This window comes from Streptomyces sp. NPDC029041, assembly GCF_040637515.1.
In the GTDB taxonomy this organism is placed as follows: domain Bacteria; phylum Actinomycetota; class Actinomycetes; order Streptomycetales; family Streptomycetaceae; genus Streptomyces.
On sequence record NZ_JBEZWO010000004.1, the window covers coordinates 321,566 to 347,482 of the forward strand.

A 25,917-nucleotide genomic window follows, 5' to 3' on the forward strand; every position below is an offset into this window, starting at 1 on the left:
CTCAGGCGGTCAGCCAGTTCCGCAGCCGTTCCTCGCCCGCGAGGATCTTGGCGACCTCCACGCGCTCGTCCCGCTTGTGCGCCAAGTGGGGGTTGCCCGGGCCGTAGTTGACCGCGGGCACACCGAGCGCCGAGAAGCGGGAGACGTCCGTCCAGCCGTACTTGGGCATCGGGGTGCCGCCGACCGCCTCGATGAACGCCTTCGCCGCCGGGTGGGACAGTCCGGGCATCGCCGCGCCGCTGTGGTCGACGACCTCGAACTCGGTGACCCCGCAGTCCGCGAAGACCTCCCGGACGTGCGCGACGGCCTCCTCGGGCGTGCGGTCGGGGGCGTAGCGGAAGTTGACGGTGACGACGCACTCGTCGGGGATCACGTTGCCGGCCACTCCCCCGCTGATGCCGACCGCGTTCAGGCCCTCGCGGTACTCCAGGCCGTCGATGACCGGCCAGCGGGGCTCGTAGGAGGCCAGCCGGGCGAGGATCGGGGACGCGGCGTGGATCGCGTTGGAGCCCATCCAGCCGCGCGCGGAGTGCGCCCGCTCGCCGGTGGTCTTCAGCAGGACCCGCAGCGTGCCCTGGCAGCCGCCCTCGACCTGGCCGTCCGACGGCTCGAGGAGCACCGCGAAGTCGCCCTCCAGCCATTCGGGGTGCGTCTCGGAGACGTGCTTGAGGCCGTTCAGCTCGGCGGCGACCTCCTCGTTGTCGTAGAAGACGAAGGTCAGGTCGCGGTTGGGGGCCGGGACCGTGGCCGCGATGCGCAGCTGCACGGCGACGCCCGACTTCATGTCGCAGGTGCCGCAGCCCCACAGGACGCCGTCCTCGTCGAGCCGGGAGGGGACGTTGTCCGCGATAGGGACGGTGTCGATGTGCCCGGCCAGGATCACCCGCTCGGAGCGCCCGAGGTTCGTGCGGGCCACGACGTTGTTGCCGTACCGGTCGACCGTCAGATGGGGCAGGGCGCGCAGCGCGGTCTCGATCGCGTCGGCGAGGGGCTTCTCGGTGCCGCTCTCGGAGCGGAAGTCGACGAGCCGGGCGGTGAGCTCCGCGGCGTCCAGCGTGAGGTCAAGCGAGGTGTCGGCCATGCTGTCGACCCTAACGCGCCCTGTCCCGGCCGCACTGTCCCCACCTGGCTCATGTCACTGCGTACTCTCCAGTACCTTGTACGGCGTGCCAGAGTCGTCCTCCCCCAAGCGTCGTGGCCGCCTCTTCCGATGCGGAGCCGCCTTCGTGGCCCTGCTCGCGGTGGCCGGTTACCTCGTCGTGCAGTACGTCACCGGGGGCTCGGGCGGGCCGGGCTGCAAGGTGGTCTCCGGCAAGGGCGACGGGGCGTCGTACGAGTTCACGCCCGAGCAGGCGGTGAACGCTGCGACGATCACCGCCGTCGGGACCGCGCGCCGTCTGCCCGAGCGGGCCGTGACCATCGCCCTGGCGACCGCGCTGCAGGAGTCGGCCCTGCGCAACATCAGGCACGGCGACCGGGACTCCCTCGGCCTGTTCCAGCAGCGGCCCTCGCAGGGCTGGGGAACGCCGAAGGAGATCATGGACCCGACGTACTCGGCCGGTGAGTTCTACGACCATCTCGTCAAGGTGCCCGGGTACACCCGGCTGCCGCTCACCGTCGCAGCGCAGCGCGTGCAGCGCAGCGGCTTCCCGCAGGCCTACGCCAAGCACGAGCCGGACGCCGCACTGCTGGCCGCGGCCCTCACCGGCCAGTCCGCGGCCACGCTGACCTGCGACGGCCGCCCGGCCGCGACCCGGGCGTCGGGCCCGGACGGGGTGCGTGCCGCGCTCGTGCGCGACTTCGGGCGGGACGTTCTGGACCCCGCCGGTGCCGAGGTGCGCGGTACGTCGGAGAGCACGCCCACACCGTCCCCGAGCGCCACGGACGGGAGCGGCGGGCGGACCGTGACACTGCCGGTGAGCGGCGGCACCCCTTCGGCAACCGGGCGGGGCCCGGGCCTGCGCGGCTGGCAGCTGGCGCACTGGGCCGTGGCCAACGCCTCCGAGCTGCACATCGCGCGCGTCACCTACGCGGGGCGGGAGTGGGTGGCGGGGAACACCGCCAGCCAGTGGCGCACCACCGCGCGGAAGGGCACCGCGGGTGCGGAACGCACCGCGGACGCCGTCCGTATTGTCACGATGCGCTAGATCGCGCAGGGGTACGGGAACTCACCCTTGGGCGTTATCCGTGCGGCCCCGCGGCGACGGTGTGCGCGGGTTTTCGCCCCTCCCCCACACCCTCATGAAAACCCTTGGGCGCACAGGGCGGGAAGGGATGCGGCGGGCTTTCCGGCGGCGACCTTTTCGCCCGTTTGTCCGTAGCTGATTATGCGACGCATTACCAACTCTTTACGTTCCGGCGCCGCAACCTTCGAGGGTTTCGAGCGGTAGTCACTGCGTCCGAGCCCGGAGCCGATCACAGCCAGTCGATCAACGCCCGGTGTCGGTCGGACACTTCACGAACCTCTGTTCTCTCCCGTTGAAGGAGCACCATGTCCCTCCCCCTGACCCGCCGTATCGCCCGTGCCGCGCTGATCGTCGCTGCGGGAGCGGCTGCCGGGGTCGGTGCGGCCGGCTCCGCCAGTGCGGCCCCCGAGCTGCCGGCCAACCCGAACCTCGGCGGGCTGACCGCCCTGGACACGGCGAACGCCGGCAAGACCGTCGACACCGCGGCGACGGACGTCTCCAAGACCGCGGGCGACACCGGCAGCAAGACCGTCAAGAAGGCGGTGCCGACCGCGGGCAAGCTCAGCGGCAAGACGGTCAAGAAGGCCACGCCCGTCGCGCAGAAGGCGGCCGGCGAGGCGGCGGGCACCGCCGGGAAGCTCGTCGGTGAGGCAGCCGGTTCGGCCAAGGGCGGTCTGCCGACGGGCTCCCTGACCAAGGGCGGCGTGCCCGCCACGGGCACCCTGCCGACGAAGGGCCTGCCGGTCGGCTGACGCCGAGCCCCATGTCCGACGAGTCCTGAGGGGCCCGGGGAAGCTTCCCCGGGCCCCTCGGGCATGTGCTCACTCACCGCGGCAGCGGCTACAGGCGCCGTACCGCCGCCGCGACCCTCTCGTCCGACGCCGTCAGCGCCACCCGGACGAACTCGGCGCCGGCCGGGCCGTAGAAGTCGCCGGGGGCCACGAGGATGCCCCGCTCGGCGAGGTGGTCCACCGTGTCCCAGCAGGATTCGCCCCGGGTGGCCCACAGGTAGAGGCTGGCCTCGCTGTGCTCGATGCGGAAGCCGTGGGTGACCAGGGCCTCGCGCAGCAGCTCACGGCGGGAGGCGTAGCGCGCGCGCTGGACCCGGACGTGGTCGTCGTCGCCGAGCGCCGCGATCACCGCCGCCTGTGTCGGCGCCGAGGTCATCATGCCGCCGTGCTTGCGGATCTCCAGCAGCGGGCCGAGGACCGCCGGGTCGCCGGCCAGGAAGGCAGCGCGGTAGCCGGCGAGGTTCGAGCGCTTGGAGAGCGAGTGGACGGCGACGATGCCCTCGTACGAACCGCCGTTGACGTCCGGGTGCAGGACCGAGACCGGGTCGGCCTCCCAGCCCAGCTCCAGGTAGCACTCGTCGGAGAAGAGCAGGATGCCGTGCGAGCGGGCCCAGGCGACGATCCTGGTCAGCTCCTCCTTGGCCAGGACCTTGCCCGTGGGGTTCGACGGGGAGTTCAGCCAGAGCAGCTTCAGGCCCTCGGGATCGAGCTCCGTCGGGTCGTCGTAGACCTCGTACGGGGCGCGCGCCAGCCGGGCGCCGACCTCGTACGTCGGGTAGGCCAGGCGCGGGAAGGCGACCCGGTCGCCGGGGCCGAGGCCCAGCTGGGTGGGGAGCCAGGCGACGAGTTCCTTGGAGCCGACGATCGGCAGCACATGGCGGTGGGTGACGTCCCGGGCGCCGAGGCGGCGCTCCACCCATCCGGTGATCGCGTCGCGCAGCTCGGGCGTGCCCCAGACGGTCGGGTAGCCGGGCGAGTCGGCGGCGGCCACCAGCGCTTTCTGGATCAGCTCGGGCACCGGGTCGACGGGGGTGCCGACGGACAGGTCGACGATGCCGTCCGGATGGGCGGCGGCCGTGGCCTTGTACGGGGTCAGCTTGTCCCAGGGGAAGGTGGGCAGGCGGTCGGAGACTGCGGACACGGGTTCTGGCTCACTTTCTGGTACGTACGAGCCGGTGACGGCAAACGCCTCGGCCCCGTACGGCGACCAACGGGTGATCGGGCCGTACGGGACCGAGGCGGCACGGAAGTGCGGGCCGCTCCTACTGGTTCTGCGGCGGCAGCGCGGCGACGAAGGGGTGGTCGCGCTCGATCAGCCCCAGCTTGCTGGCGCCGCCCGGCGAGCCGAGCTCGTCGAAGAACTCGACGTTCGCCTTGTAGTAGTCCTTCCACTCCTCGGGAGTGTCGTCCTCGTAGAAGATCGCCTCGACCGGGCAGACCGGTTCACAGGCACCACAGTCGACGCATTCGTCCGGGTGGATGTACAAGGACCGCTGGCCCTCGTAGATGCAGTCGACCGGGCACTCCTCGATGCACGCCTTGTCCTTGACGTCGACACAAGGCTGCGCGATGACGTAGGTCACGCTGTCGTTCCTCCTCGATAGGGCGCTGGCGGGCCTCCTCAGGCTCCGCCGCCTGGCGCGCGGGAGCGCGGCGTCGTCGATGCCCGCCCCTAGTATCTCCGTTCCTGGGCATGATCCGAACAGGAGGGGTGAACTGACCTGTGGAAATCTCTGCCGCCGGGCGACTCGAGGTCCGTATCACGCCTGCTGACGTGGGCAAACGGGTCTCCGTGCGGAGCTTGATGGAACATCCGGTTCCGGTGGAGAAGTTCACCGACACGGTCGGTGTTCTCACATCATGGGACAACGGTGTGCTGCTCATCACACGCAAGAGTGGCGAGAGCGTCCGTATCGCGGAATCGGCGCTGGTCGCGGGCAAGACCGTGCCCTCCGCACCGGCGCGTCGCCGTGGCCCGGCCGCCTCCTACGAGGAACTGGCCCGGGTCGCCGCGCGGGCCTGGCGGCCCGTGGAGAGCGAACGGCTCGGCGAGTGGGAGCTGCGGGCCGCGTCGGGGTTCACCCGGCGGGCCAACTCGGTGCTGCCGCTGGGCGAGCCGGGCGTGCCGCTCGACGAGGCGCTCGGTGCCGTACGGCGCTGGTACGGCGAGCGCGGACTGCCGGCCTACGTCCAGACCGCGACCGGTGCCGAGGGCACGCAGGAGCTGCTCTGCGCCGAGCTGGAGCGACGTGGCTGGGTGCGGGAGGTGACCGCCGAGCTGTGGACCGGGCCGCTGGCGCCGGTCGCCGACCGGGGGGACGCGGCGGGGGTCGTCCTGTCCCGGGAGGCCGATGAGGCCTGGCTGGGCCGGTACCAGCGCAAGGGCGTGAGCGAGGTGGCGTTGCGGGTGCTGCGAAGCGGGCCCTCCGTGTGGTTCGCGAGCGTGCCCGGGCCGACGGGGCCGGCCGCCATCGGGCGGTGTGTCGTCGACGGGCGGTGGGCCGGGTTCGCCGCCGTCGAGGTCGATCCGGCGCTGCGGCGGCAGGGTCTCGCCACGGCCGTGATGGCCGCGCTGGCCCGCCGGGCGCTCGACGAGGGCGCGTCGGCCGCGTGGCTCCAGGTCGAGGCCGACAACGCCGGAGCGCGGGCGCTGTACGCCCCCATGGGCTTCGCCGTGCACCACGCCTACCACCACTACCGGGCGCCGGACGCCGACGGCACCGGCCGGTAGACGATCGTCGCGAGAGGGCACGAGCCAGCCATGCGTCCCCCGTATCCCCCGTCCCCCGGGCGTTCCGCCGAGCTACGGCGGCGGTTCGCCGAGGAGGCCCGGTCCGAACGGCCCGATCTGTCGACGCTGTGCCTGCTGGTGGGCGCGGAGGCGGACGGGGAGCTGGACGAGGCGGGCCTGGACGCCGCGCAGGTCGAACTGGACCGGTTGGCCGGTCTGCTGCCCTACCGGCCCGCCGGACCGCGGGCCTGGGCGGTCGCCCTGCGGGAGCTGCTCGGCGACCGGATGGGGTTCCACGGCACCCCGGCCGACTATCGGCGCCTGGAGTCGTCGCTGCTGCACGAGGTGCTCGTGCGGCGCAGAGGGCTGCCGATCCTGCTGTCGGTGGTGTGGATGGAGGTCGCCAGGCGGGCGGGGGCGCCGGTGTACGGGGTGGCCCTGCCGGGGCATTTCGTCGTCGGGTTCGGGCCCGAGGAGGAGCAGGTGCTCGCCGATCCGTACGACGGGGGGCGGGTGCTCAGCGGGGCCGACGCGCAGGTGCTGGTGGCCGGGGCGACGGGGGCGGGGATCGATCCGTCGATGCTCCGGCCGGCGGATCCGCTGGATGTGGTGCTGCGGATCCTGAACAACGTGCGGGCGTGGGCCGCGGCCCGGCCCGAGCGGTCGGATGTGGCCTTGTGGGCGGTCGAGCTGTCGCTGCTGCTGCCGTCGCATCCGGCGCGGTTGCGGTACGAGCGGGCGCAGTTGCTCGTGCGGCGGGGGGAGTTTCTCGATGGCGCCTCGGAGCTGGAGGCCTACGCGGAGGTGGTGGAGGCCGTGGACGAGGCCGCGGCGGAGCGGGTGCGGGGGGAGGCTTTCGCGGCCCGGGCGATGCTCAACTGACGTCTTCTCGCCACAGGGGCTCCTGTGGTCTTGCGTGTGCGGGTGCGTGGACCTGCTTCGCGCAGTTCCCCGCGCCCCTGACGGGGCGCTCTCACAACCAGCCTTTTTCCCGTGCCACCCGGACCGCCTCCGCCCGGTTGCGTACCGCCAGCTTCTGGATCGCCGTGGAGAGGTAGTTGCGGACCGTGCCCTGGGAGAGGTGCAGGGTCGTGGCCAGTTCGGCGTTGGTGGAGCCGTCGGCGGCCGCCCGCAGGACCTCTCGCTCCCGGTCCGTCAGCGGGTTGGCGCCCTCCGCCAGAGCCGCTGCCGCGAGGGTCGGGTCGATGACCCGTTCCCCGGTGAGGACCTTGCGGACGGCCTCGGCGAGCTGGGCGGCCGGGGCGTCCTTGACGAGGAAGGCGTCGGCGCCGGACTCCATGGCGCTGCGCAGATAACCGGGGCGGCCGAACGTGGTGAGGATGACCAGCTTCACGGCGGGGAGCTCGGTGTGCAGGCGCGCCGCGGCCTCTATGCCGGTCGCGCCGGGCATCTCGATGTCCAGCAGGGCCACGTCCACGGCGTGCCGGCGGGCCGCGTCGAGGACCTCGTCGCCGCGGGCCACCTGGGCCACGACCTCGATGTCCTCCTCCAGGCCGAGCAGGGCGGCCAGGGCCTCGCGGACCATCGACTGGTCCTCGGCCAGCAGGACCTTGATCGTGCGGCTCATGCCCGGGATCCTACGTCCGCCCCTCCGGCCGCCGGCACGCGGGCGACCAGGCGGAAGCCGTGCTGGGACGGGCCCGCCTCCAGGGTGCCGCCCGCCTTCGTGAGGCGTTCGGTGAGACCCGCGAGACCGTTTCCGGCGCCGGTGCCCTTGCCGCCCGAGCCGTCGTCCTCGACGGTGAGTTCCAGGACCGGCCCGTCGAGGGTCTGACGGCGCACCAGCTCGACCGTGCAGCGGCGGGCGCCGCTGTGCCGTACGACGTTGGTGACCGCCTCGCGCAGCGCCCACGCGAGGGCGGACTCGCACTCCTCGGGCACACCGGCGAGGCCGGGTTCGGCGGGCAGTTCGGCGGTGACTCCGGCCGCGGTCAGGGCGACGCGGGCACCGGCGAGTTCGGCGTTCAGGCGGGGCCGGCGATAGCCGGTGACGGCCTCGCGCACGTCGACGAGGGCCTGGCGGCTGACCTGCTCGATGTCGGCGACCTGCTGGGCCGCCTTGTCGGGACGGTCGGGCAGCATCCGCCCGGCCAGCTCGCTCTTGAGCGTGATCAGGGACAGCGAGTGGCCGAGCAGGTCGTGCAGGTCCCTGGCCAGGCGCAGGCGCTCCTCGTTGGCGGCGAGCTGGGCGACGGTCGCGCGGGCCTCGCGCAGGGCGATGGTCGTCCGGACGAGTTCGCGCACGCCGGTCATCGCGAAGCCGCCGAGCAGGGCCGGGATGAGCAGCCCGGCCAGATAGGAGTGTCCGCCCGGCACGGCGAACGCCACGGCGGTCAGCAGCGCGCAGGCGCCCGGGATGGTACAGCGGGCGATGCGCAGCGGCAGGGCGGCGCCGGACGCGATCGACACGTACACGAACAGCACCAGCCACTCACGGCCCAGGGTGAGGGCGAGGAGCGTGGACTGGGCGGCGAGGACCCCGAGCGAGCCGAGGACCAGGCCGTTGCGCTCACCGCGGCCGGTGCGGAAGACCAGCAGCATGTACCAGGCCACGAAGGCGGCCAGGCCGAGCCAGCCGAGGATCCGCACTCCGGTGCTGTGGCCGCCGTGCAGCAGGTCGGTGACGGGTGCGCCCAGGTAGACCAGCCAGATGCCGGTCCACAGGGACTTCACCACCTTCTGCCTGCGGTTGACCGGGCGCTGCCCGATCCCGACGCCGACGTCGTTCACGCCTTCAGGGTGTCCTTCCGGTACAGCCAGGCCGCACCGCCCGCGAAGAGGACGAACGACACCACGAGGACGGCGAGGTCCTGCGCGTGCGGGGCCCGGCTCTGCTCGATGGCCTGTCCCAGGGCAGCGTACGCGTGCGTGGGCAGCCACTTCGCGATGTCCTGGAGCCAGCCCGGGAAGGTCGTCGTGGGCATCCACAGGCCGCCGAGCATGGACAGGCCGAAGTAGGTGATCATCGTGATCGGCCGGACCGCGTCGCCGCTGGCCAGGTAGCCGATGGCGACGCCGAGCGCGGCGAAGACGAGGCTGCCGGCCCAGATCGCGCCGGTGAGGGCGAGCCACTGCCAGGCGTCCAGGCGGACGTCCTTCACGGCCGCCGCGACGGCGAAGACGATGACGATGGACGGCAGGCTGACGACGGCGGCGCTCGCGGTCTTGGCGAGGACGTAGCCGCGGCCCGGCAGGGTGGTCAGGCGCAGTTGCCGCACCCAGCCGCCCTCGCGCTCCTTGGCGATGCGCTCGCTGTTGCCCATGAGGACGGCCGTGAGGGCGCCGAAGGACGCCATCGAGACCATCATGTAGGTCGGGAGGGTCAGGTCGCTGCCGGGGACCTTCGCGGTGCTGTCGGCGTTGCCCGCGATGATCAGGAACAGCACCGACGGGTAGATCACGGAGAAGAACAGGAACTTGCGGTTGCGCAGGGCGCGGGTGAGCTCCAGCTTGATCAGGCTGTTCACTTCGACTTCGCCTCCTCGGCGGTGGTGAGGGCGACGAAGGCCTGTTCCAGGCCGAGTCCGGCGACTTCGAGGTTGCGGGGGTACACGCCGAGGCCGTACAGGGCGTGGACGGTGGCGTCGGCGTCGGCGGACTGGATGCGCACGGTCCGGCCGGAGACGTCGATGCCGGTCAGGAAGGGCAGGGCGCGCAGGGCCACCTCGTCGACGGTGCCCTCCACGTCGAAGGAGACCCGGCGGGCGCCCGCCTTGGCCTTGATCTCGGCGGCGGTGCCGTCGGCGAGGAGCCGGCCGCGGTGCAGGACGAGGACCCGGTCGGCGACGGCGTCGGCCTCTTCGAGGTAGTGGGTGGCGAAGAGGACGGTCCGGCCCTGGTCGGCCTGCTCCCGCATGGTGGCCCAGAAGGCCTGGCGGGTGGTGACGTCCATGCCGGTGGTGGGCTCGTCCAGGACGATGAGGTCGCTGTCGCCGACGGTGGCGAGGGCGAAGCGGACGCGCTGGGCCTGTCCGCCGGAGAGCTTGTCGACCTTGCGGTCGGCGATCTGCGCGACACCCGCCCGGGACAGGACCTCGGAAGGCCGGTACGCCTTGGGGTGCAGGTCGCAGGCGAGCCGCACGAGTTCGGCGACGGTGACCTCGTCCATGAGCCCGCCGCTCTGCAGCATGGCGCCCACACGCCCGGCGACGATGGCCTCCCGGGGGCCGGCGCCGAAGAGCCGGACGGTGCCGCTGTCGGGGTTCTTGAGGCCGAGGAGCAGGTCGAGGGTGGTGGACTTGCCGGCACCGTTGGGGCCGAGCAGTGCCACCGTCTCCCCCGGCCTGAGGGCGAGGGTCAGCCCGTCCACGGCCCGGACCGCGTCGTACGCCTTGCTCACCTGGTCGAACGCGACCACCGAAGCTGTCGTTGTCATACGGACATCGTGGCTTCGGGGGTGCCGGCGGGGGCAGTGCCGGGAGTCCGGAGTGCCGCATGACAGGTGTCATGCCGACGGGGTGACGGCGAAAGCCCCCGCCCTCGCCGGGCAGGGGCTCTCGTACGGCGCGTGGCCGGAGGTCAGTTCGGCTTGGTGACGATGACTCCGACGCGCTCCGCGGGCGTCTTGCCGCGCAGGGCCTTGCGCAGGGCCGTGACGACGTCCTGCGGTGTGACGTCGCGCTTGCCGCTCGCGCCCTCGATCTGCACGCCGTCGAAGGTCGTGCCGTACGCCTCCTGGAGCGCCTTGAGGTTGTACGTGTCGACCAGCTTGCCGTCGACGGCCTTGAAGCTCAGGATCTTCGGCAGCGACAGCGCGCCGAACGGGATGCTGTGCGCGGGGTCGGTCTGCACGAAGGCCTTGGCCGACATCGCGGGCTGCGCGAAGTCCTTCAGCACCCGGTCGACCTCGGCGTTCGAGACGGTCGGCTGCCGGGTGGTGGTCGGGAGGTTCACCGTGCCCGCGGTGCCGGTCTCCACCTGGGTGCGGTACGCCTCCTCCACCACCGTCGTCGACTTGGCGAGGTCGATGCCCTTGCCGGTCTTGCCGTACACCGGGACGGCCTTGCCGTTCCTGAACTCGATCGTGCCGTCGGTCGACGCGCCGGAGCCGCCCGCCGCCGCCTCCAGGGAGGCGTGCAGCTTCTCCTCGTCGACGGGCATGACCGGCGTGACGACACGGTGGTCGCCGAAGAGCGAGCCGATCACGGAGACCGGGTTGTAGTCGCTCTTCGCCGCCGCGTCGGCCGTGGCGTCCATGTCGAACTGCAGGCCCGCCTTGTCCGGGTCGAGCGGGACCGTCTTGCCGCCCACCGACACCTTCAGCGGCGTGCCGACGCGGCCGTCGAAAGCCTGGTCGAGCTTCCTGACGGCGCCGTCGCGGGTGGTGCCGCCGATGTCGACACCGAGCACGGTGGTGCCCTTGGGCACGTCGGTGCGGTTCATCAGCAGACCGGCGCCGTAGACGCCACCGGCGAGGACGACCACGCCGACGGCCACCAGCACGAGCTTGCTGCGCCCCTTCTTCTTCGGCGCCTTCGCGGAACTCGCCGGGGGCGGGGAGACCGGCTCGGGCAGCTTCGGAGCCGCGTGGGGCACCGGGCCGTCACCGGGAGCGCCCGGGGCGAACGGCGAGGCCGCGCCGGACGGTACGACGGGGATGCCGCTGGTGACGGTGTGCCCGGAGACGTTGTCGTGCCGGGGGCCGTGGCCCGGGCCGTCCGACGGCTCGGGAGCGGGCTTCTGCGGGGTGAGGATGGCGGTGTCGTCGCTCATGCCGCCGCCGGGGCCGGGGCCTGCGGCGCCGGGAGCGGGGGTGCCGCCGGGGGCGCCGGCGAGCGGGCCGCTGCCCATGGGGCCGCCAGGCGCTCCGGGGGCGCCATGGCCGCCGCCCATGCCGCCGGGGCCGCCGGGAGCACCGGCGCCTCCCGGCCGGCCGGGCTCGTTGAAGGCACCGGGGGCCCCGGGGCCGTTGGGCCCGCCGGGGCGGCCGGGCTCGTTGAACGCCTCGGGGCCACCGGACCTGCCCGGGTCACCGAAGCCGCCGGGGGCAGTGGGGGTGCCGGGGCGGCCGGGCTCGTTGAACGCCTCGGGGGCACCGGGCCGACCCGGGGCACCGAAGCCGCCGGGGCCGTTGGCGCCAAGGCCGCCGGGGCCGCCGGGGGCAGCGGGTCCGTTGGAGGAGCTGAAGTCGTTGGGGCCGCCCGGTCCGCCCGGCTCGTTGCCGAAGCCGCCAGGACCGCCCGGTGCGTCGAAGCCGCCGGAGCCCTGCTGCCCGCCGGGTGCGTCGAAGCCACCCGGGCCGCCGGCCGGCGGCACCATCGGGCCGTCGCCTGTGACCGGTCCGCCGGTCGGGCCGGCCGGGCCGTGCGACCCGGGACCGCCGGAGGGGCCGCCGTAGGCACCCTGTCCGCTCTGCCCGTTCTGCCCCTCGCGGCCGTTCTCGGAGAAGTACGGCAGGTCGTCGCGGCGCGGTTCGCCGCCGCCCGGGGCGGGGCGCGAGCCGTTGCCCAGCGGGCCGGCGGCCAGGGCCTCGGTGACGTCGAAGGAGCCGGTGCCGCCACCGTGCCCGGGCGCGACGGGGCCACCGGTCGCGCCGCCCGCAAGCCCTGCGCCGTTCGTACCGCCGGACCGGGAGCCGCCCGGCGCACCCATGGAGCCGACCACACCGCCGGGCCGTCCGGTGCCGGGCCGCGCCCCACCGGAAGCACCGGAACCCGGCGCCGCGGCACCGGGACCGCCCGCCGCCGGACGCGAACCGCCCGGCATTCCGGCCCCGTTGGTCGAACCGCTGCCCTGACCGCCCTTGCCGCCGCCCGACTTGCGGGGTGCGAACCAGTCGCTGGCCGGCTTGTCGTCGCCCGGCTGGCCGGGCTCGGCGGGAGGCTCGACCGGTGACGGGGACGGGGCGGTGCCCGGCGTCGCCGGAGCCTCACCGCGGGTGTCCGTGTCGGCCGTGCCCTCCGTCTCGGCGACGGGCTTGCGCACGACCACGGGCGGAATGGGCCGCGACCCGGGGATGTTGATCCGGATCCGGGTCGTCAGCGTGGTCTCGGTCTTGCGTTCCTCCGGCCGCGTGGCGGAACGGGCCGCGTCCGTACCGGCGTCGGGGACCGCCGGAATGCCGTAAGGCGGCGTACCCGACGGGTAGGCGGCTCCGCCGCGCCCGTTGGGCCCGGAGGACGGAGTGTCAGTTTCACGACTCAAGGCAGGTTCTCCCGGTTGGCTCCGCCGCCCGACACGACCTCACGCGGGCAGCTCGGCGGCGCGCACCACCATACTGGCCACTTCTCGCCCGTATCCCGTGACCGCCGTGGAAACCCACACCGGACCCCCACGGCCACGCCTGGCGAAGTGGTACGTCACTTGGCAAGTCGGACGGGACCGCCGTCCGGTTGCCGCCCCGGGGCGAGGGTGGCGCAGATCACAGCTACGGCGATGCCCCCGAGCAGGAAGAGATAGGAGCCGCTCCCCGCGGCGAAGAGGAAGTCACCCTCGGGGCGGCTGGCGGTGAGCAGGACGACGGCGAGCATCCAGCCGGCGGCGGCCACGACACCCCCCACCCGGCCGCGGACCGCCCATGAGGCGCCCAGCACCGCTCCGGCCTCCGCGAGAAGGGCGAGCAGCAGACCGCCCGGGAACCAGCCGGGCTGCACCAGGGCCCCGGCGACGCCGACCACGGCCCCGAGCACGAAGAACCCGAGGCAGGCAGCGACGCGTCCGGCGGTGGGCGGGCGCATCGGCTGGGCCAGCATCGACGTCCGGTCGCTCACGATGCCTCCCCGAGGCCGGCGAACAGGTCCGTCTCCCGCTCACCGGGACCCGCCTCGCCCCGCACCAGTTCGTAGTACTCGGTGGCGAGGATCGGCTGGGCGAGTTCGTTGGACAGGACGAAGTAGGGCCCGTCCACGGTGATCTGGGTGGCGTGGGCGCGCATCGCGGCTGCCTTGGCGGCGGCGTGGGCGGTGCCGTCGATCACGGTGGTGATCCGCTCCTCCGGCACGACACCCGGGACGTCGTCGACGTCGGCGGCCTTGGTGAAGACCGTGCCGGGCAGGTCCTCCCTCAGCCGCGCGAAGGACTCCTCCACAACCGGCCGGGGGACCCGGTTCCAGTACACCTTGGGGATCGGCAGGCCGGCGTCGGCGGCCAGTTCCGCGGCACGCATGGCGACGCGGTGGGCCTGGATGTGGTCCGGGTGACCGTAGCCGCCGTGGTCGTCGTAGGTGACGAGGACCTGGGGGCGTACCTCGCGGATCACCTCGACGAGGTGCGCGGCGGCCTCGTCGACGTCGGCCTGCCAGAAGCAGCCGGGGTCGTCGTTGTCGGGCAGGCCCATCATCCCGGAGTCGCTGTAGCGCCCGGCGCCGCCGAGCAGGCGGACGTCCTGGACGCCGAGCTCGGCCACGGCGGCGGAGAGCTCACGGCGGCGATGCTTGCCCAGCGCGGCACCCGTCAGATGGGCGAGCCCGGGCGGGATGACCTCGCCGCGTTCGCCGAGGGTGCAGGTGACCAGGGTGACGTGGGCACCCTCGGCCGCGTACCTGGCCATGGTCGCGCCGTTGTTGATCGACTCGTCGTCCGGGTGCGCGTGCACCAGGAGCAGACGCCGGTCGGGCAGTTCCGTCATGGGGCCAGCCTACGAGGTCCCACGGCGCTCAGAACTTGATGCTGCCGATCATGCCCGCGATGTTCGTCGTCAGCTCGCTGATCGTGGGAGCGACGGTCGAGGAGGCCAGGTAGAAGCCGAGCAGCATGCAGACGATCGCATGCCCCGCCTTCAGTCCCGACTTCTTGATCAGCAGGAAGACGATGATCGCCAGCAGCACCACCGCCGAAATCGAGAGTGCCACGGCGGTTCACCTCCAAAGATCCACGAGGGCGCGGGGGGTCGGACTATGGGGGCATCAAATCCGTACAGCAGCCAGCAGGTTCATACCCACTATGCGACATTGATCATAACTATCCCTCTGCGCGCATCGATCGGCGCACGGCCGCACAAGGGGGCGCATGGCCAATATGGTCAGGCCATGACGACCGAGCCTCACTCCTTCCCCCGCCGGCACGCCCGTACCCAGCGCTTCACGCTCGGCGCGCCGCGTTCGTTCACCGTGGCACCCGACGGTTCGCGTGTCGTGTTCCTGCGCTCCGGTTCCGGCACGGACCGGGCGAATGCACTCTGGGTCCTCGCCCCCGAGGAGGGCACCGAGCGCGTTGCCGCCGACCCGCGCGCCCTGCTGGGCGGCGCCTCGGAGGACCTCTCGCCCGAGGAACGGGCCCGGCGTGAACGCAGCCGCGAGGGTGGTGCCGGCATCGTCGGGTACGCCACCGACACGGCCGTCGAGCTGGCCTCTTTCGCCTTGTCGGGGCGGCTTTTCGCGGCCGAGCTGCGGGCCGGGACGGCACGTGAACTGCCCGTGCCGGGGCCCGTGATCGACCCGCGTCCCTCGCCCGACGGGCGGCACGTCGCGTATGCCGCGCAGGGCGCCCTGCGCGTGGTGGGCGCCGAGGGAGAGGGCGACCGGGCGCTCGCCGAGCCGGAGTCGGAGAATGTCTCGTTCGGACTGGCCGAGTTCATCGCGGCCGAGGAGATGGGGCGTTCGCGGGGCTTCTGGTGGGCTCCGGAGTCGGACCGGCTGCTCGTGGCGCGGGTGGACGACACGCCGGTGCGGCGCTGGTGGATCGCCGACCCCGCCCATCCGGAGCGGGAGCCGCAGCGGGTGCCGTACCCGGCGGCGGGCACCGCCAACGCGGAGGTGCGGCTGTTCGTGATCGACCTGGACGGAGTGCGGACGGAGGTCGTCTGGGACCGGACGCGCTACCCGTACCTGGCACATGTCCACTGGTCAGCGGCGGGCGCGCCGCTGTTGCTCGTACAGGCGCGCGACCAGCGCAGTCAGCTGATCCTGGCCGTGGATCCGGATTCCGGCGCGACACGGATGGTGCACGCCGACGAAGATCGAACATGGCTTGATCTTTTCCCCGGGGTGCCGTGCTGGAGCCCGTCCGGTCAGCTGGTGCGGATCGCCGACGAGGGCGGTGCGCGGGTACTGGCGGTCGGGGACCGGCCGCTCACCGGGGCGCAGCTGCACGTCCGGGCCCTGCTGGACGTCTCCGAGCACGACGTGCTGATCTCGGCGTCGGCGGGCGCGGAGGCCGCGGGGGAGGCGGAGACGGGCGAGGTGCACGTGTACCGGGTGAACGAGCTGGGCGTGGAGCGCGTGTCGCGGGAGCCGGGCGTGCACGCGGCGGTGCGGGCCGGGGAGGTGACGGTCCTGGTCTCGGCGGCACTGAACCGGCCAGGTTCTCTGGTGCAGGTCCTGCGCGACGGAAAACCGACCAGGACTGTCCCTTCGTACGCCGAAGATCCTGGTATGTCCCCCCGCGTGACGCTCACCGAGGGGGGCGCACGTCGCATCCCGTGCGCCGTGCTTATGCCTCGGGACTACGACGGTGACACCCCACTGCCGGTGCTCATGGACCCCTACGGAGGTCCGCACGGCCAGCGGGTGGTGGCCGCGCACAACGCCCACCTCACCTCGCAGTGGTTCGCGGACCAGGGCTTCGCGGTCGTGGTCGCGGACGGCCGCGGCACCCCGGGCCGCTCCCCCGCCTGGGAGAAGGCGATCCACCACGACTTCACGCTGTCGCTGGACGACCAGGTGGAGGCGCTGGAGGACCTCGCGAAGCGCCACCCCCTGGACCTGTCCCGGGTGGCGATCCGCGGCTGGTCCTACGGCGGCTGGCTGGCGGGCCTGGCGGTGCTGCGCCGCCCGGACGTCTTCCACGCCGGCATCGCGGGCGCACCGGTGACGGACTGGAGTCTGTACGACACCCACTACACCGAGCGCTACCTGGGCACTCCGGCGGAGCACCCGGAGGCGTACGCGAAGAGCTCCCTCGTCACGGCCGAGGGGCTGTCCTCCCCCGCCGGGCCGCACCGCCCCCTGATGGTCGTGCACGGCCTCGCCGACGACAACGTCGTGGTCGCCCACGCCCTGCGCCTGTCCTCGGCCCTGCTGGCCGCCGGCCGCCCCCATGAGGTGCTGCCGCTGTCCGGCGTCACCCACATCACCCCGCAGGAACAGGTCGCCGAGAACCTGCTCCTCCTGCAGGTCGACTTCCTGAAGCGTTCCCTGGGCCTCACGACCGGCTGAACACGGCGACGGGCCGGCACGCCTTCCGGCGTCCCGGCCCGTCTACGGCACCCGCACGGCCGTACGCTGACCAGCCTGACGTGTCCGTATATCGGAACCGGGTCGGCGAAGTTGCCTGCGTGTTAACGCAGTTGGCGGGCGTCTGAGGGGGTGGGAGGCTCGGAGGCCACGAGTTCCACCTCGAAGCCGTCGGAGTTCGTCAGATACGCCGCGTGATGCTCGGGGCCGCCGGCGTTCGGGTAGCGGTCGGCGAAGAGCGGCCTCCAGCCGTGGGCGGGGGCCTCGACGGCCAACGCGTCGACGCGCGCCGGTGCCCCGGCGTGGAACGCCAGATGGTTGAGCCCCGGCCGCATGCGGTCGTGCTCGGCGGCGCTCATCGCCGGCGACTGCTCGACGACGAGGTACGCCGGGCCGAGACGCCAGCTGCGGCCGTGTTCCCATTCCTGGTACGGACGGCAGCCCAGGCGGCCGAGGAGCCAGCCCCATTCGGCGGCCGCCCGCGGCAGGTCCGGAACCCACAGTTCGATGTGATGCAGCATCCGGGCTCCCCGAACGACGTCTTCCCGGCATCCCCTTGCAGGGAGGCCGGGAAGACGAGGCGAAGAGGTCAGGCCGCGTGGACCACGTCCTTCTCCTCTGCGAAGTGGCAGGCGGACTCGTGGGCCGCCGGGGTGTCCGCGCCCTGGAAGCGCTCGGGGATCGCCAGGAGGGGTACCTCCTGGGCGCACTTGTCCTGCGCCTTCCAGCAGCGGGTGCGGAAGCGGCAACCCGAGGGCGGGTTGGCCGGGGACGGGACGTCGCCGGTGAGGATGATCCGCTCGCGGCCCTCACGGGACTCCGGGTCGGGGACCGGGACGGCCGACAGCAGCGCCTGGGTGTAGGGGTGCGTCGGGTGGTCGTAGATCTCCGTGTCCGAGCCGATCTCGGCCATCTTGCCGAGGTACATCACACCCACGCGGTCCGAGATGTGCCGGACGATCGACAGGTCGTGCGCGATGAAGAGGTACGAGAGGTTGAACTCGTTCTGCAGCTTCTCCATCAGGTTGATGACCTGGGCCTGGACGGACACGTCCAGCGCGGAGACCGGCTCGTCGCAGATGATGATCTCGGGGTTGAGCGCGAGGCCGCGGGCGATGCCGATGCGCTGGCGCTGACCGCCCGAGAACTGGTGCGGGTAGCGGTTGATGTACTCGGGGTTGAGGCCGACGACGTCCAGGAGGTCCTGGACCTTGCGGCGGCGGTCGCCCTTCGGCGCCACCTCGGGGTGGATCTCGAAGGTCTCCCCGATGATGTCGCCCACCGTCATACGGGGGTTGAGCGAGGTGTACGGGTCCTGGAACACCATCTGGATGTTGCGCCGGACCGCCTTCAGCGCGCGCCCGGACAGCTTGGTGATGTCCTGGCCCTTGTAGAAGATCTCGCCCGCGGTGGCCTTCTCCAGCATCATCAGGAGCTTGGCGACGGTGGATTTGCCACAGCCGGACTCGCCCACGATGCCGAGGGTCTCGCCCTGGTAGAGGTCGAAGGAGACCCCGTCCACGGCCTTGACCGCGCCGATCTGACGCTTGAACAGGATGCCCTGCGTCAGCGGGAAGTGCTTGACCAGGTTGCGCACCTGCAGGATCGGCTCACCGCGTTCGACCGGCGCCTCGATGGCGGCGACGGCCTCCTCGTCGGTGGCGGCCTCCACCGTCTCGACCTCGGTGACGTTGGGGGTGGCGTCCATGGACTCGTCCGTCTTGTCCAGCTCAGCCATGGATCGTCTCCTTCCAGAAGTGGCACGCGCTGCCGCGGCCGGCCAGCTCGCCGCCGTCCCGCTCGGTGACCGGGAGCAGCGGCGGGACGTCCGTGCGGCAGATGTCCTGCGCCATGGGGCAGCGCGGGTTGAAGGCACAGCCCGACGGGATACGCGTCAGGTTGGGCGGCAGACCCTTGATCGCGTACAGGTCCTGGCCCTTCTGGTCCAGGCGCGGGATCGACTCGAGCAGACCCTTGGTGTAGGGGTGCGCGGGCCGCTTGTACAGCTCGTGCACGGGCGCGGTCTCCACGATCCGGCCCGCGTACATCACCGCGATCTTGTCCGCGACGTCGGCGACGACGCCGAGGTCGTGGGTGATGAGGATGAGGCCCATGTTGTACTCGCGCTGAAGCTCCGCGAGCAGGTCCATCACCTGGGCCTGGACCGTCACGTCGAGGGCCGTGGTCGGCTCGTCGGCGATGATCAGATCCGGCTCCAGGGCGAGCGCCATCGCGATCATGATGCGCTGGCGCATACCGCCGGAGAACTGGTGCGGGTAGTCGCCGACGCGCTCCTTCGCGGCCGGGATCTTCACGCGGTCCATCAGCTCGATGGCCTTGGCCTTGGCTTCCTTCTTGCTCAAGCCCTGGTGGACGCGGAACATCTCGCCGAGCTGGTAGCCGACGGACAGCACCGGGTTCAGCGCGGACAGCGCGTCCTGGAAGATCATGGCGATCTTCCGGCCGCGGATCTTGCGCCGGGCGTCGCCGGACATGGTGAGCATGTCCTCGCCCCGGTACAGGATCTGGCCCTGGGGGATCCGCCCGGGCGGCATGTCGAGGATGCCCATGATCGCCTGCGCGGTCACGGACTTGCCGGAGCCGGACTCACCGAGCACGGCGAGGGTCTCGCCGGAGTTCACGGTGTAGTTGACGCCGTTGACGGCCTTGGCCACACCGTCACGGGTGTGGAACTCGACGTGCAGGTCGCGCACTTCGAGCAGGGGGACGTCGCCGTCGGCCGCGCCGCGCGGCTCGGGGACGTTCCGGGTCTTGTCGATGGTGGTCACGTACGCCCTCCTCAGCGCAGCTTCGGGTCGAGGGCGTCGCGCACCGCGTCGCCGAGCATGATGAACGCGAAGACGGTGAGGCTGAGCATGCCCGCGGGGAACAGCAGCGTGTGCGGGTTGTCCCTGATCACCTTGCTGCCCTCGGAGATGTCGATGCCCCACGAGATCGTCGGGTCGCTGAGCCCGAGGCCCAGGAAGGACAGCGTAGCCTCCGCGGAGATGTAACCGCCGAGGGCGATCGTGGCCACGACGATGGTGGGCGCGACGGCGTTCGGCATCACGTGGCGGAACAGGATCCGCGGGGTGCCGGCGCCCAGCGCCCGGGCAGCCGTCACATAGTCCGCCTGCTTCGCCGTGATGACGGAGCTGCGCATGACCCGCGCGATCGACGTCCAGCCGAGGAAGGCCAGGGCCAGGATGACGACGTACACCTTGCGCTCGGTGAAGGCGTTCAGGACGACCATGGTGCCGAGCAGGAACGGCAGGCCGAAGAAGATGTCGACGACCCGGGAGATCACCGAGTCGACCCAGCCGCCGAAGTAGCCGGCCAGCATGCCGAGCAGACCGCCGATCAGCGTGACGGCCGCGGTGACGCAGACGCCGACGAGGATCGAGGCGCGGGTGCCGTGGATGACGCGCGAGTAGATGGAGCGGCCCTGCTGGTCGTAACCGAACCAGTCGGGCTGGAAGAAGTGACCCAGCTCCGGCTTGCCCAGGTAGTGGTGGACGAGGTCGCCGTCGCGCGGGTCGACGCTGGTGAACCAGCCGGGGAACGCGGCGATCACCAGCAGCAGGACCAGCAGCACCGAGGAGATCCAGAACATGGGCCGGTGCCGCAGGTCGTACCAGGCGTCGCCCCACAGGGAGCGGGGCTTGTCGCTCTTCTGCGCGCTCTGCTTGCCGGGAGCGTCGACGGCCGGCGGGGCCACGGCGTCCACGGTCACGGCGTCGGTGGTCTGGGCCTTGGTCACGTCAGGCATACCGGATCCTCGGGTCCAGGACCGCGTACAGCAGGTCGATGAGCAGGTTGATCAGGAGGATGACGAGGACGAGGACCGTCACCACACCCGTGACCGTCGAGCCCTCGCTCGTCTGGATCGCCCGGTAGAGGAGGTTGCCGACACCCTGGATGTTGAAGATGCCCTCGGTGATGACCGCGCCGCCGATGAAGCCGCCGACGTCGGTACCGACGAAGGTGACCACGGGGATCAGCGAGTTGCGCAGCAGGTGGACACCGATGATGCGGCGCCGGGGCAGGCCCTTGGCCAGCGCGGTACGCATGTAGTCGGCCCGCAGGTTCTCGGCGAAGGTCGTCCGGGTCAGCCGCGCCACGTAGGCCATGGAGAGCATGGCCAGGACGAACGCGGGCAGGAACAACTGCGAGTAGTCCGTGGAGTCCTGGACGTTGGGCGGCAGCCAGCCGAGTTCGTCGGCGAAGATGAAGCGGGCGATGAAGCCCAGCACGAACACCGGGATGGAGATCACCGTCAGGGTGAAGACCAGCACGCCGGTGTCGGCGGCCTTACCGGCCCGCAGACCGGCCCACGCGCCCAGCCCGACACCGATGATGATCTCGATGGTGATGGCCAGCAGCGTCAGCCGCAGGGTCACCGGGAAGGCCTCGGACATGAGGTCGATGACCGGGCGTCCGGCGAGGTTGTTGCCGAAGTCTCCCTTGAGGAGATTCAGCATGTAGTGGAAGTACTGCTCGAGGACGGGCTTGTCGAAGCCGTACTCGCGCTTGATCTGCGCGATCTGTGCGGGATCGGGAGCCTTGTCCCCGTAGATGGCCCGGACCGGGTCGCCCGGCAGGATGTGGACCATCAGGAAGATCAACAGAGTTGTCCCGATGAAGATCGGGATCATCTGGAGCAGTCGCCTGGCGGCGTAGCGCCCCATCTTGCGCCTCCATGCCGTGAGGGGTCGGCGAGGCCTGCGCACTCATCTGCACCGCAGGTTGAGGGGTGAGGTGGAGGCCTGTGCCTACGGACCGGCGCCGCCGCTCCCCTTGTGCGGGAGGGGCGGCACCGGTCTGCGGTCGTCTGGTTACTTCTGCTTGACCTGGATCTGGTCGAAGATCGGGTCACCGTCCTGGCCGTACTTGATCTTGCCCAGGATGTGCGTGGACTGACCACTGTTGACCTTGTAGAACCAGAGCGGGATCGCCGGCATGTCCTTGGCGAGGAGCTGCTCCGCCTCCTGGTACTTGGCCACCGTCTCGTCGATCGAGCCGGCCTTGTCCGCCTCGGAGCTCAGCTTGTCGAACTCCTTGTTGGAGTAGCCGCTGGTGTTGCCGGCCGCCGTGGAGCCGTACAGGTCGCGCATGAAGTTCGAGTTGACCGGGTAGTCCAGCACCCAGCCACCGCGGTACATGGACTTGACCTGCTCCTTGTCACGGGCGTCGAGGTCGGCCTGGAAGGTCGGCTTCGGGTCGCCCGTGCACTCCACGCCGGTGGACTTGCGGATCGAGTTGCAGACCGCGTCGACCCAGGGCTTGTGGTCCTGGTCGGCGTTGTACTGGATCTGGATCTTGTTGCCCGGGACGCCGCCACCCTCCTGGATGAGCTTCTTGGCCTGGGCCGGGTCGAACTTGACGATGTCGCCGAGCGCGCCCTTCTTGTAGCCGAGGACGCCCGGGGCGACGTAGGAGTCGGCCGGGGTACGCGTGCCCTGGAGGACGGTCTTGGTGATCGTCGTGCGGTCGATCGCCATGGACAGACCCTGGATGACCTTGGGGTCGATGTCCTTGAACTGCTTGGTGTAGAACGCCGGGACGATCGACTGGACGGCCGAGTACGGCTGGTCGATGGCGCGGTCGCCGAGGTCCGACTTGTAGTTCGTCAGCGCCGTGGTCGGGACCTGCTCGATCCAGTCCACGTTGTTCGAGCGCAGGTCCGAGTACGCGGCGTCGGCGGTCGTGTAGTTCTTGAAGTCGATACCGCCGTTCTTGGCGGCGTTCGGGCCCTTGTAGCCCGCGAACTTGCGGACCTTGATGAGCTTGTTGTGCTCCCAGGACACGAACTTGTACGGGCCGTTGCCGACCGGCTTCTCGCCGAAGCCCTTCGGGTCCTTGAAGAAGGCCTCGGGCAGCGGCGCCCACACGTCGTAGCCCAGCTTGTACGCGAAGTACGAGACCGGCTGCGTGAGCTTGATCGTGAAGGTGTTGTCGTCGACGACCTTCAGACCCGACATCTTGTCGCTCTTCGGGTCACCCTTCTCCGGGTGCACGTCCTCGTAGCCGACGATGTCCGCGAACCAGCTGGAGTTGGTCTGGTTGTTCTTGATGTTGGCGGACCAGTTCCAGGAGTCCACGTAGGACTTGGCGGTGACCGGCGTGCCGTCGTGGAACTTCCAGCCCGGCTTGAGCTTGACGGTCCACTCGGACGAGTCGTCGTTCGGCGTGACCGACTCGGCGTTGACGTACTCGAGCTTGCCGGTGCCGGGCTCGTAGTCGACCAGGCCGGCGAAGATCGTGCGCAGCACGCGGCTGCCCTGGCTCTCCTTGGCGTTGGCCGGCTGCAGCGGGTTCTGAGGTTCGCTCAGCTGCGCAGTGACGATGCCGTTCGGGTCGGCCTTCCCCTTGTTCATGTCGTCGCCGGCACTGTCGTCGCCGCCGCCGCAGGCAGTGGCGGCCAGGGCGACGACTATCGCCCCCGCGACCCACTTGGCGCTCTTGGCACCGCGCATGGGTTCCTCCTAGAAGTCATTGGTTCACCGCGAAGGGAGCACACGACACATCACGGCCCCCGCCCGTCGCCGGTGCCGGAATTCGTCGAGTGCCCCCGCGCTCGTGAGTCGCGCCGCTGCCGGCTACTGACCCGTTCATCCGAGCTCTACGCGCCTAACTATCTGCCAAACACCGGGACCGAACCACACCCTCGAGGTCTCGGTTCGATCACAGCTCGCGTATACATCTTCCAAAATCCGGACAAAGGGTTTGGTGAAAGATCCCTGCGAAACGGACTTGTTACACATCTATCGGTGCCGACTGTCCGCATTCCGGACGCGAGAGTGAGATAAACCGCTTGCGACGTACCGTGGAATCCGTGCAGGGTTCCATCGGCGTCCGTCGCGCGCTCAAGTAGCTTGTGCGGCAAGGCCGTTGCGCGATCCCCCGAGGCCGGGGGCGCGTGGCGCTTCCGGAGCAGGGTAGTGGGAGAGAAGCGCCCCGGACGGCTGTCGCGGGCAAGTCGAGGGTTTTCCCTACCCTTGCCTTCGCGTTGCCCCTCCTTCAGACAACAGCACCGGGCACCCCGCCTCGCGGGGTGCCCGGTGTCGTCGTCTCTCGGCGGCGGGCGTCAGCCGTGCTTGGCGCGGCTCGCGGCGCGGGCGCGCTCGCGGGCGTCCAGGTTCACCTTGCGGATGCGCACGGCCTCCGGGGTGACCTCGACGCACTCGTCGTCGCGGCAGAACTCCAGGGACTGCTCCAGCGACAGCTTGCGCGGCGGGACGATCGACTCGGTCACATCGGCCGTGGACGACCGCATGTTGGTGAGCTTCTTCTCCTTGGTGATGTTGACGTCCATGTCGTCGGAGCGGGAGTTCTCGCCGACGATCATGCCCTCGTACACCTCGGTGCCCGGCTCGACGAAGAGCACGCCGCGCTCCTGGAGGTTGGTCATCGCGAACGCGGTGACCGCACCGGCACGGTCGGCGACCAGGGAGCCGTTGTTACGGGTCTGGAGCGCGCCGAACCAGGGCTCGAAGCCCTCGTGGATGGAGTGGCCGATGCCCGTGCCGCGGGTCTGGGTCAGGAACTCGGTCCGGAAGCCGATGAGACCGCGCGAGGGCACGACGAACTCCATGCGGACCCAGCCGGAGCCGTGGTTGGACATGTTGTCCATGCGGCCCTTGCGGACGCCCATGAGCTGCGTGACGGCGCCCATGTGCTCCTCGGGCACGTCGATCGTCATGCGCTCGACGGGCTCGTAGGTCTTGCCGTCGACCTCCTTGGTGACGACCTGCGGCTTGCCGATGGTCAGCTCGAAGCCTTCCCGGCGCATCGTCTCGACCAGGATGGCCAGCGCCAGCTCACCGCGGCCCTGCACCTCCCAGGCGTCCGGCCGGTCGGTGTCCAGCACCCGGAGGCTGACGTTACCGATCAGCTCGCGGTCGAGGCGGTCCTTGACCTGGCGGGCGGTGACCTTGCGGTCCTTGACGGCCGCCTTGTTGTCGGCGCCCTTGCCGGTGGCGCCGCGGCCGACCAGCGGGGAGGTGTTGGTACCGATGACCATGGAGATCGCGGGCTCGTCGACCGTGATCAGCGGCAGCGCGACCGGGTTCTCCGGGTCGGCCAGGGTTTCGCCGATCATGATGTCCGGGATACCGGCGACGGCACAGATGTCACCGGGGCCGGCCATCTCGGCCGGCTTGCGGGTGAGCGCCTCGGTCATCATCAGCTCGGAGATGCGGACGTTGCTGACGGACCCGTCGCGCTTCATCCACGCGACCGTCTGGCCCTTGCGCAGCTCGCCCTGCTCGACGCGCAGCAGCGCGATACGGCCGAGGAAGTTGTCGGCGTCCAGGTTCGTGACGTGGGCCTGGAGCGGGGCGTCCTCGTCGTAGGTCGGGGCCGGGATGTGCTCCAGGATCGTCGAGAAGAACGGCTCCAGGCTGGTGGAGTCGGACGGGACCGTGCCGTTGTCCGGCTTGGTCAGCGAGGCGATGCCGTCGCGGCCGCAGGCGTAGACGATCGGGAACTCGATCTGCTCCTCGTCGGCGTCCAGGTCGAGGAAGAGGTCGTAGGTCTCGTTGACGACCTCGTCGATCCGGGAGTCCGGGCGGTCCGTCTTGTTGATGCACAGGATGACGGGCAGGCGCTGCTGGAGGGCCTTGCGCAGCACGAAGCGGGTCTGCGGGAGCGGGCCCTCGGAGGCGTCCACGAGCAGGACGACGCCGTCGACCATCGACAGACCGCGCTCGACCTCACCGCCGAAGTCGGCGTGACCGGGGGTGTCGATGATGTTGATGGTGATGACGTCCCCCCCGTCCTTCGGGTGGTACTTCACCGCCGTGTTCTTGGCCAGGATCGTGATGCCCTTCTCACGCTCCAGGTCGTTCGAGTCCATCATGCGGTCGTCGACCGAGTCGAGCTGGTGCGCGGCGAAGGCACCGGCCTGCTTCAGCATGCCGTCGACGATGGTGGTCTTGCCGTGGTCGACGTGGGCGACGATGGCGACGTTGCGGATGTCGTGGCGCGTGGCCATAAAAGGCGTACTCCCGGAGTAGTGAATGCCCTGCGCGTACGTCGGTGGTGCGCGGGCCCTGCCGGGCTCAACATGCCACGGC

23 protein-coding genes are annotated in these 25,917 nt (G+C 71.0%); 5 read left to right on the plus strand and 18 right to left on the minus strand.

What is annotated here, in order from left to right; all coding sequences use genetic code 11:
• Position 1: 1 nt before the first annotated feature.
• Positions 2–1,081 (minus strand): succinyl-diaminopimelate desuccinylase, encoded by a 1,080-nt coding sequence (gene dapE, locus AB0F04_RS11830; RefSeq protein WP_362040271.1) that lies wholly within the window; start codon positions 1,079–1,081, stop codon positions 2–4.
• Positions 1,082–1,166: 85 nt separating this feature from the next.
• On the opposite strand from dapE, the gene AB0F04_RS11835 reads away from it, so the two are divergent.
• Positions 1,167–2,147 carry a heavy metal transporter gene (locus AB0F04_RS11835; RefSeq protein ID WP_362040274.1) on the plus strand — a complete coding sequence of 327 codons (981 nt, stop codon included), beginning with the start codon at positions 1,167–1,169 and terminating at the stop codon, positions 2,145–2,147.
• A 344-nt stretch (positions 2,148–2,491) separates the two neighbouring features.
• Complete coding sequence (locus AB0F04_RS11840) at positions 2,492–2,938, plus strand: ATP-binding protein (protein WP_362040276.1); 447 nt, start codon at positions 2,492–2,494, stop codon at positions 2,936–2,938.
• 88 nt (positions 2,939–3,026) lie between these two features.
• On the opposite strand, the gene AB0F04_RS11845 is transcribed toward AB0F04_RS11840, so the two are convergent.
• Both AB0F04_RS11845 and fdxA read right to left on the minus strand, forming a co-directional pair.
• Positions 3,027–4,118: a bifunctional succinyldiaminopimelate transaminase/glutamate-prephenate aminotransferase gene (locus AB0F04_RS11845; RefSeq protein ID WP_362040279.1), complete on the minus strand. Its 1,092-nt coding sequence runs from the start codon at positions 4,116–4,118 to the stop codon at positions 3,027–3,029.
• A gap of 121 nt (positions 4,119–4,239) precedes the next feature.
• Positions 4,240–4,560, minus strand: a complete 321-nt coding sequence (fdxA, locus tag AB0F04_RS11850) for a ferredoxin (RefSeq protein WP_003973842.1) — start codon at positions 4,558–4,560, stop codon at positions 4,240–4,242.
• A gap of 140 nt (positions 4,561–4,700) precedes the next feature.
• Here fdxA and AB0F04_RS11855 point away from each other — a divergent pair, with 140 nt between their 5' ends.
• Both AB0F04_RS11855 and AB0F04_RS11860 read left to right on the plus strand, forming a co-directional pair.
• Positions 4,701–5,708, plus strand: a complete 1,008-nt coding sequence (locus AB0F04_RS11855; RefSeq protein WP_362040282.1) for a GNAT family N-acetyltransferase — start codon at positions 4,701–4,703, stop codon at positions 5,706–5,708.
• Between the two features lie 30 nt (positions 5,709–5,738).
• Positions 5,739–6,590, plus strand: coding sequence for a transglutaminase-like domain-containing protein (locus AB0F04_RS11860; protein ID WP_362040285.1), 852 nt, complete (start codon positions 5,739–5,741; stop codon positions 6,588–6,590).
• A gap of 91 nt (positions 6,591–6,681) precedes the next feature.
• On the opposite strand, the gene AB0F04_RS11865 is transcribed toward AB0F04_RS11860, so the two are convergent.
• The 8 genes from AB0F04_RS11865 to AB0F04_RS11900 all read right to left on the minus strand — a co-directional run bounded on the left by AB0F04_RS11865 (position 6,682) and on the right by AB0F04_RS11900 (position 14,518).
• Positions 6,682–7,296, minus strand: a complete 615-nt coding sequence (locus AB0F04_RS11865) for a response regulator transcription factor (protein WP_362040288.1) — start codon at positions 7,294–7,296, stop codon at positions 6,682–6,684.
• The gene (locus AB0F04_RS11870; RefSeq protein WP_362040291.1) at positions 7,293–8,459 is read right to left on the minus strand and encodes a histidine kinase; all 1,167 of its coding nucleotides are present in this window, start codon (positions 8,457–8,459) and stop codon (positions 7,293–7,295) included. The genes AB0F04_RS11865 and AB0F04_RS11870 overlap by 4 nt, the downstream gene beginning before the upstream one ends.
• Positions 8,456–9,196, minus strand: a complete 741-nt coding sequence (locus AB0F04_RS11875; protein WP_362040294.1) for an ABC transporter permease — start codon at positions 9,194–9,196, stop codon at positions 8,456–8,458. Before AB0F04_RS11875 ends, AB0F04_RS11870 begins: the two co-directional genes overlap by 4 nt.
• Positions 9,193–10,104: an ABC transporter ATP-binding protein gene (locus AB0F04_RS11880; protein ID WP_362040297.1), complete on the minus strand. Its 912-nt coding sequence runs from the start codon at positions 10,102–10,104 to the stop codon at positions 9,193–9,195. The genes AB0F04_RS11875 and AB0F04_RS11880 overlap by 4 nt, the downstream gene beginning before the upstream one ends.
• 143 nt (positions 10,105–10,247) lie before the next feature.
• Positions 10,248–12,872, minus strand: a complete 2,625-nt coding sequence (locus AB0F04_RS11885) for a hypothetical protein (RefSeq protein ID WP_362040300.1) — start codon at positions 12,870–12,872, stop codon at positions 10,248–10,250.
• A 155-nt stretch (positions 12,873–13,027) separates the two neighbouring features.
• Positions 13,028–13,438 (minus strand): DUF6113 family protein, encoded by a 411-nt coding sequence (locus AB0F04_RS11890; RefSeq protein ID WP_362040303.1) that lies wholly within the window; start codon positions 13,436–13,438, stop codon positions 13,028–13,030.
• On the minus strand, positions 13,435–14,295 hold the full coding sequence (gene mshB / locus AB0F04_RS11895; RefSeq protein ID WP_362040306.1) for an N-acetyl-1-D-myo-inositol-2-amino-2-deoxy-alpha-D-glucopyranoside deacetylase: 861 nt from the start codon (positions 14,293–14,295) through the stop codon (positions 13,435–13,437). The genes AB0F04_RS11890 and mshB overlap by 4 nt, the downstream gene beginning before the upstream one ends.
• Before the next feature lie 28 nt (positions 14,296–14,323).
• The gene (locus AB0F04_RS11900) at positions 14,324–14,518 is read right to left on the minus strand and encodes a hypothetical protein (RefSeq protein ID WP_003992731.1); all 195 of its coding nucleotides are present in this window, start codon (positions 14,516–14,518) and stop codon (positions 14,324–14,326) included.
• Between the two features lie 177 nt (positions 14,519–14,695).
• Here AB0F04_RS11900 and AB0F04_RS11905 point away from each other — a divergent pair, with 177 nt between their 5' ends.
• Positions 14,696–16,822 (plus strand): prolyl oligopeptidase family serine peptidase, encoded by a 2,127-nt coding sequence (locus AB0F04_RS11905; RefSeq protein ID WP_362040309.1) that lies wholly within the window; start codon positions 14,696–14,698, stop codon positions 16,820–16,822.
• 122 nt (positions 16,823–16,944) lie between these two features.
• On the opposite strand, the gene AB0F04_RS11910 is transcribed toward AB0F04_RS11905, so the two are convergent.
• From AB0F04_RS11910 to typA, 7 genes are all read right to left on the minus strand, one after another.
• Entirely contained in the window at positions 16,945–17,361 is a 417-nt protein-coding gene (locus tag AB0F04_RS11910; RefSeq protein ID WP_362040312.1) for a VOC family protein, read from the minus strand.
• A gap of 68 nt (positions 17,362–17,429) precedes the next feature.
• A complete protein-coding gene (locus tag AB0F04_RS11915) occupies positions 17,430–18,578 on the minus strand; it encodes a dipeptide ABC transporter ATP-binding protein (RefSeq protein WP_053671694.1) in 1,149 nt (382 codons plus the stop codon).
• Positions 18,571–19,629 (minus strand): ABC transporter ATP-binding protein, encoded by a 1,059-nt coding sequence (locus AB0F04_RS11920; protein ID WP_362040315.1) that lies wholly within the window; start codon positions 19,627–19,629, stop codon positions 18,571–18,573. Before AB0F04_RS11920 ends, AB0F04_RS11915 begins: the two co-directional genes overlap by 8 nt.
• A gap of 11 nt (positions 19,630–19,640) precedes the next feature.
• Positions 19,641–20,609: an ABC transporter permease gene (locus AB0F04_RS11925; RefSeq protein WP_362040318.1), complete on the minus strand. Its 969-nt coding sequence runs from the start codon at positions 20,607–20,609 to the stop codon at positions 19,641–19,643.
• Positions 20,602–21,528 (minus strand): ABC transporter permease, encoded by a 927-nt coding sequence (locus tag AB0F04_RS11930; RefSeq protein WP_053671697.1) that lies wholly within the window; start codon positions 21,526–21,528, stop codon positions 20,602–20,604. Before AB0F04_RS11930 ends, AB0F04_RS11925 begins: the two co-directional genes overlap by 8 nt.
• A gap of 147 nt (positions 21,529–21,675) precedes the next feature.
• Positions 21,676–23,316 carry an ABC transporter substrate-binding protein gene (locus AB0F04_RS11935; protein ID WP_362040321.1) on the minus strand — a complete coding sequence of 547 codons (1,641 nt, stop codon included), beginning with the start codon at positions 23,314–23,316 and terminating at the stop codon, positions 21,676–21,678.
• A 611-nt stretch (positions 23,317–23,927) separates the two neighbouring features.
• On the minus strand, positions 23,928–25,835 hold the full coding sequence (typA, locus tag AB0F04_RS11940; protein WP_362040324.1) for a translational GTPase TypA: 1,908 nt from the start codon (positions 25,833–25,835) through the stop codon (positions 23,928–23,930).
• Positions 25,836–25,917 lie beyond the last annotated feature (82 nt).

Coding starts and splice junctions, on each gene's coding strand:
- AB0F04_RS11905 (WP_362040309.1), top strand. CDS start 14,696: ATGACGACCGAGCCTCACTCCTTCCCCCGCCGGCACGCCCGTACCCAG.
- AB0F04_RS11860 (WP_362040285.1), top strand. CDS start 5,739: ATGCGTCCCCCGTATCCCCCGTCCCCCGGGCGTTCCGCCGAGCTACGG.
- AB0F04_RS11935 (WP_362040321.1), bottom strand. CDS start 23,316: ATGCGCGGTGCCAAGAGCGCCAAGTGGGTCGCGGGGGCGATAGTCGTC.
- AB0F04_RS11915 (WP_053671694.1), bottom strand. CDS start 18,578: ATGGCTGAGCTGGACAAGACGGACGAGTCCATGGACGCCACCCCCAAC.
- mshB (WP_362040306.1), bottom strand. CDS start 14,295: ATGACGGAACTGCCCGACCGGCGTCTGCTCCTGGTGCACGCGCACCCG.
- AB0F04_RS11865 (WP_362040288.1), bottom strand. CDS start 7,296: ATGAGCCGCACGATCAAGGTCCTGCTGGCCGAGGACCAGTCGATGGTC.
- AB0F04_RS11930 (WP_053671697.1), bottom strand. CDS start 21,528: ATGGGGCGCTACGCCGCCAGGCGACTGCTCCAGATGATCCCGATCTTC.
- AB0F04_RS11840 (WP_362040276.1), top strand. CDS start 2,492: ATGTCCCTCCCCCTGACCCGCCGTATCGCCCGTGCCGCGCTGATCGTC.
- AB0F04_RS11925 (WP_362040318.1), bottom strand. CDS start 20,609: ATGCCTGACGTGACCAAGGCCCAGACCACCGACGCCGTGACCGTGGAC.
- AB0F04_RS11880 (WP_362040297.1), bottom strand. CDS start 10,104: ATGACAACGACAGCTTCGGTGGTCGCGTTCGACCAGGTGAGCAAGGCG.
- AB0F04_RS11910 (WP_362040312.1), bottom strand. CDS start 17,361: ATGCTGCATCACATCGAACTGTGGGTTCCGGACCTGCCGCGGGCGGCC.
- dapE (WP_362040271.1), bottom strand. CDS start 1,081: ATGGCCGACACCTCGCTTGACCTCACGCTGGACGCCGCGGAGCTCACC.
- typA (WP_362040324.1), bottom strand. CDS start 25,835: ATGGCCACGCGCCACGACATCCGCAACGTCGCCATCGTCGCCCACGTC.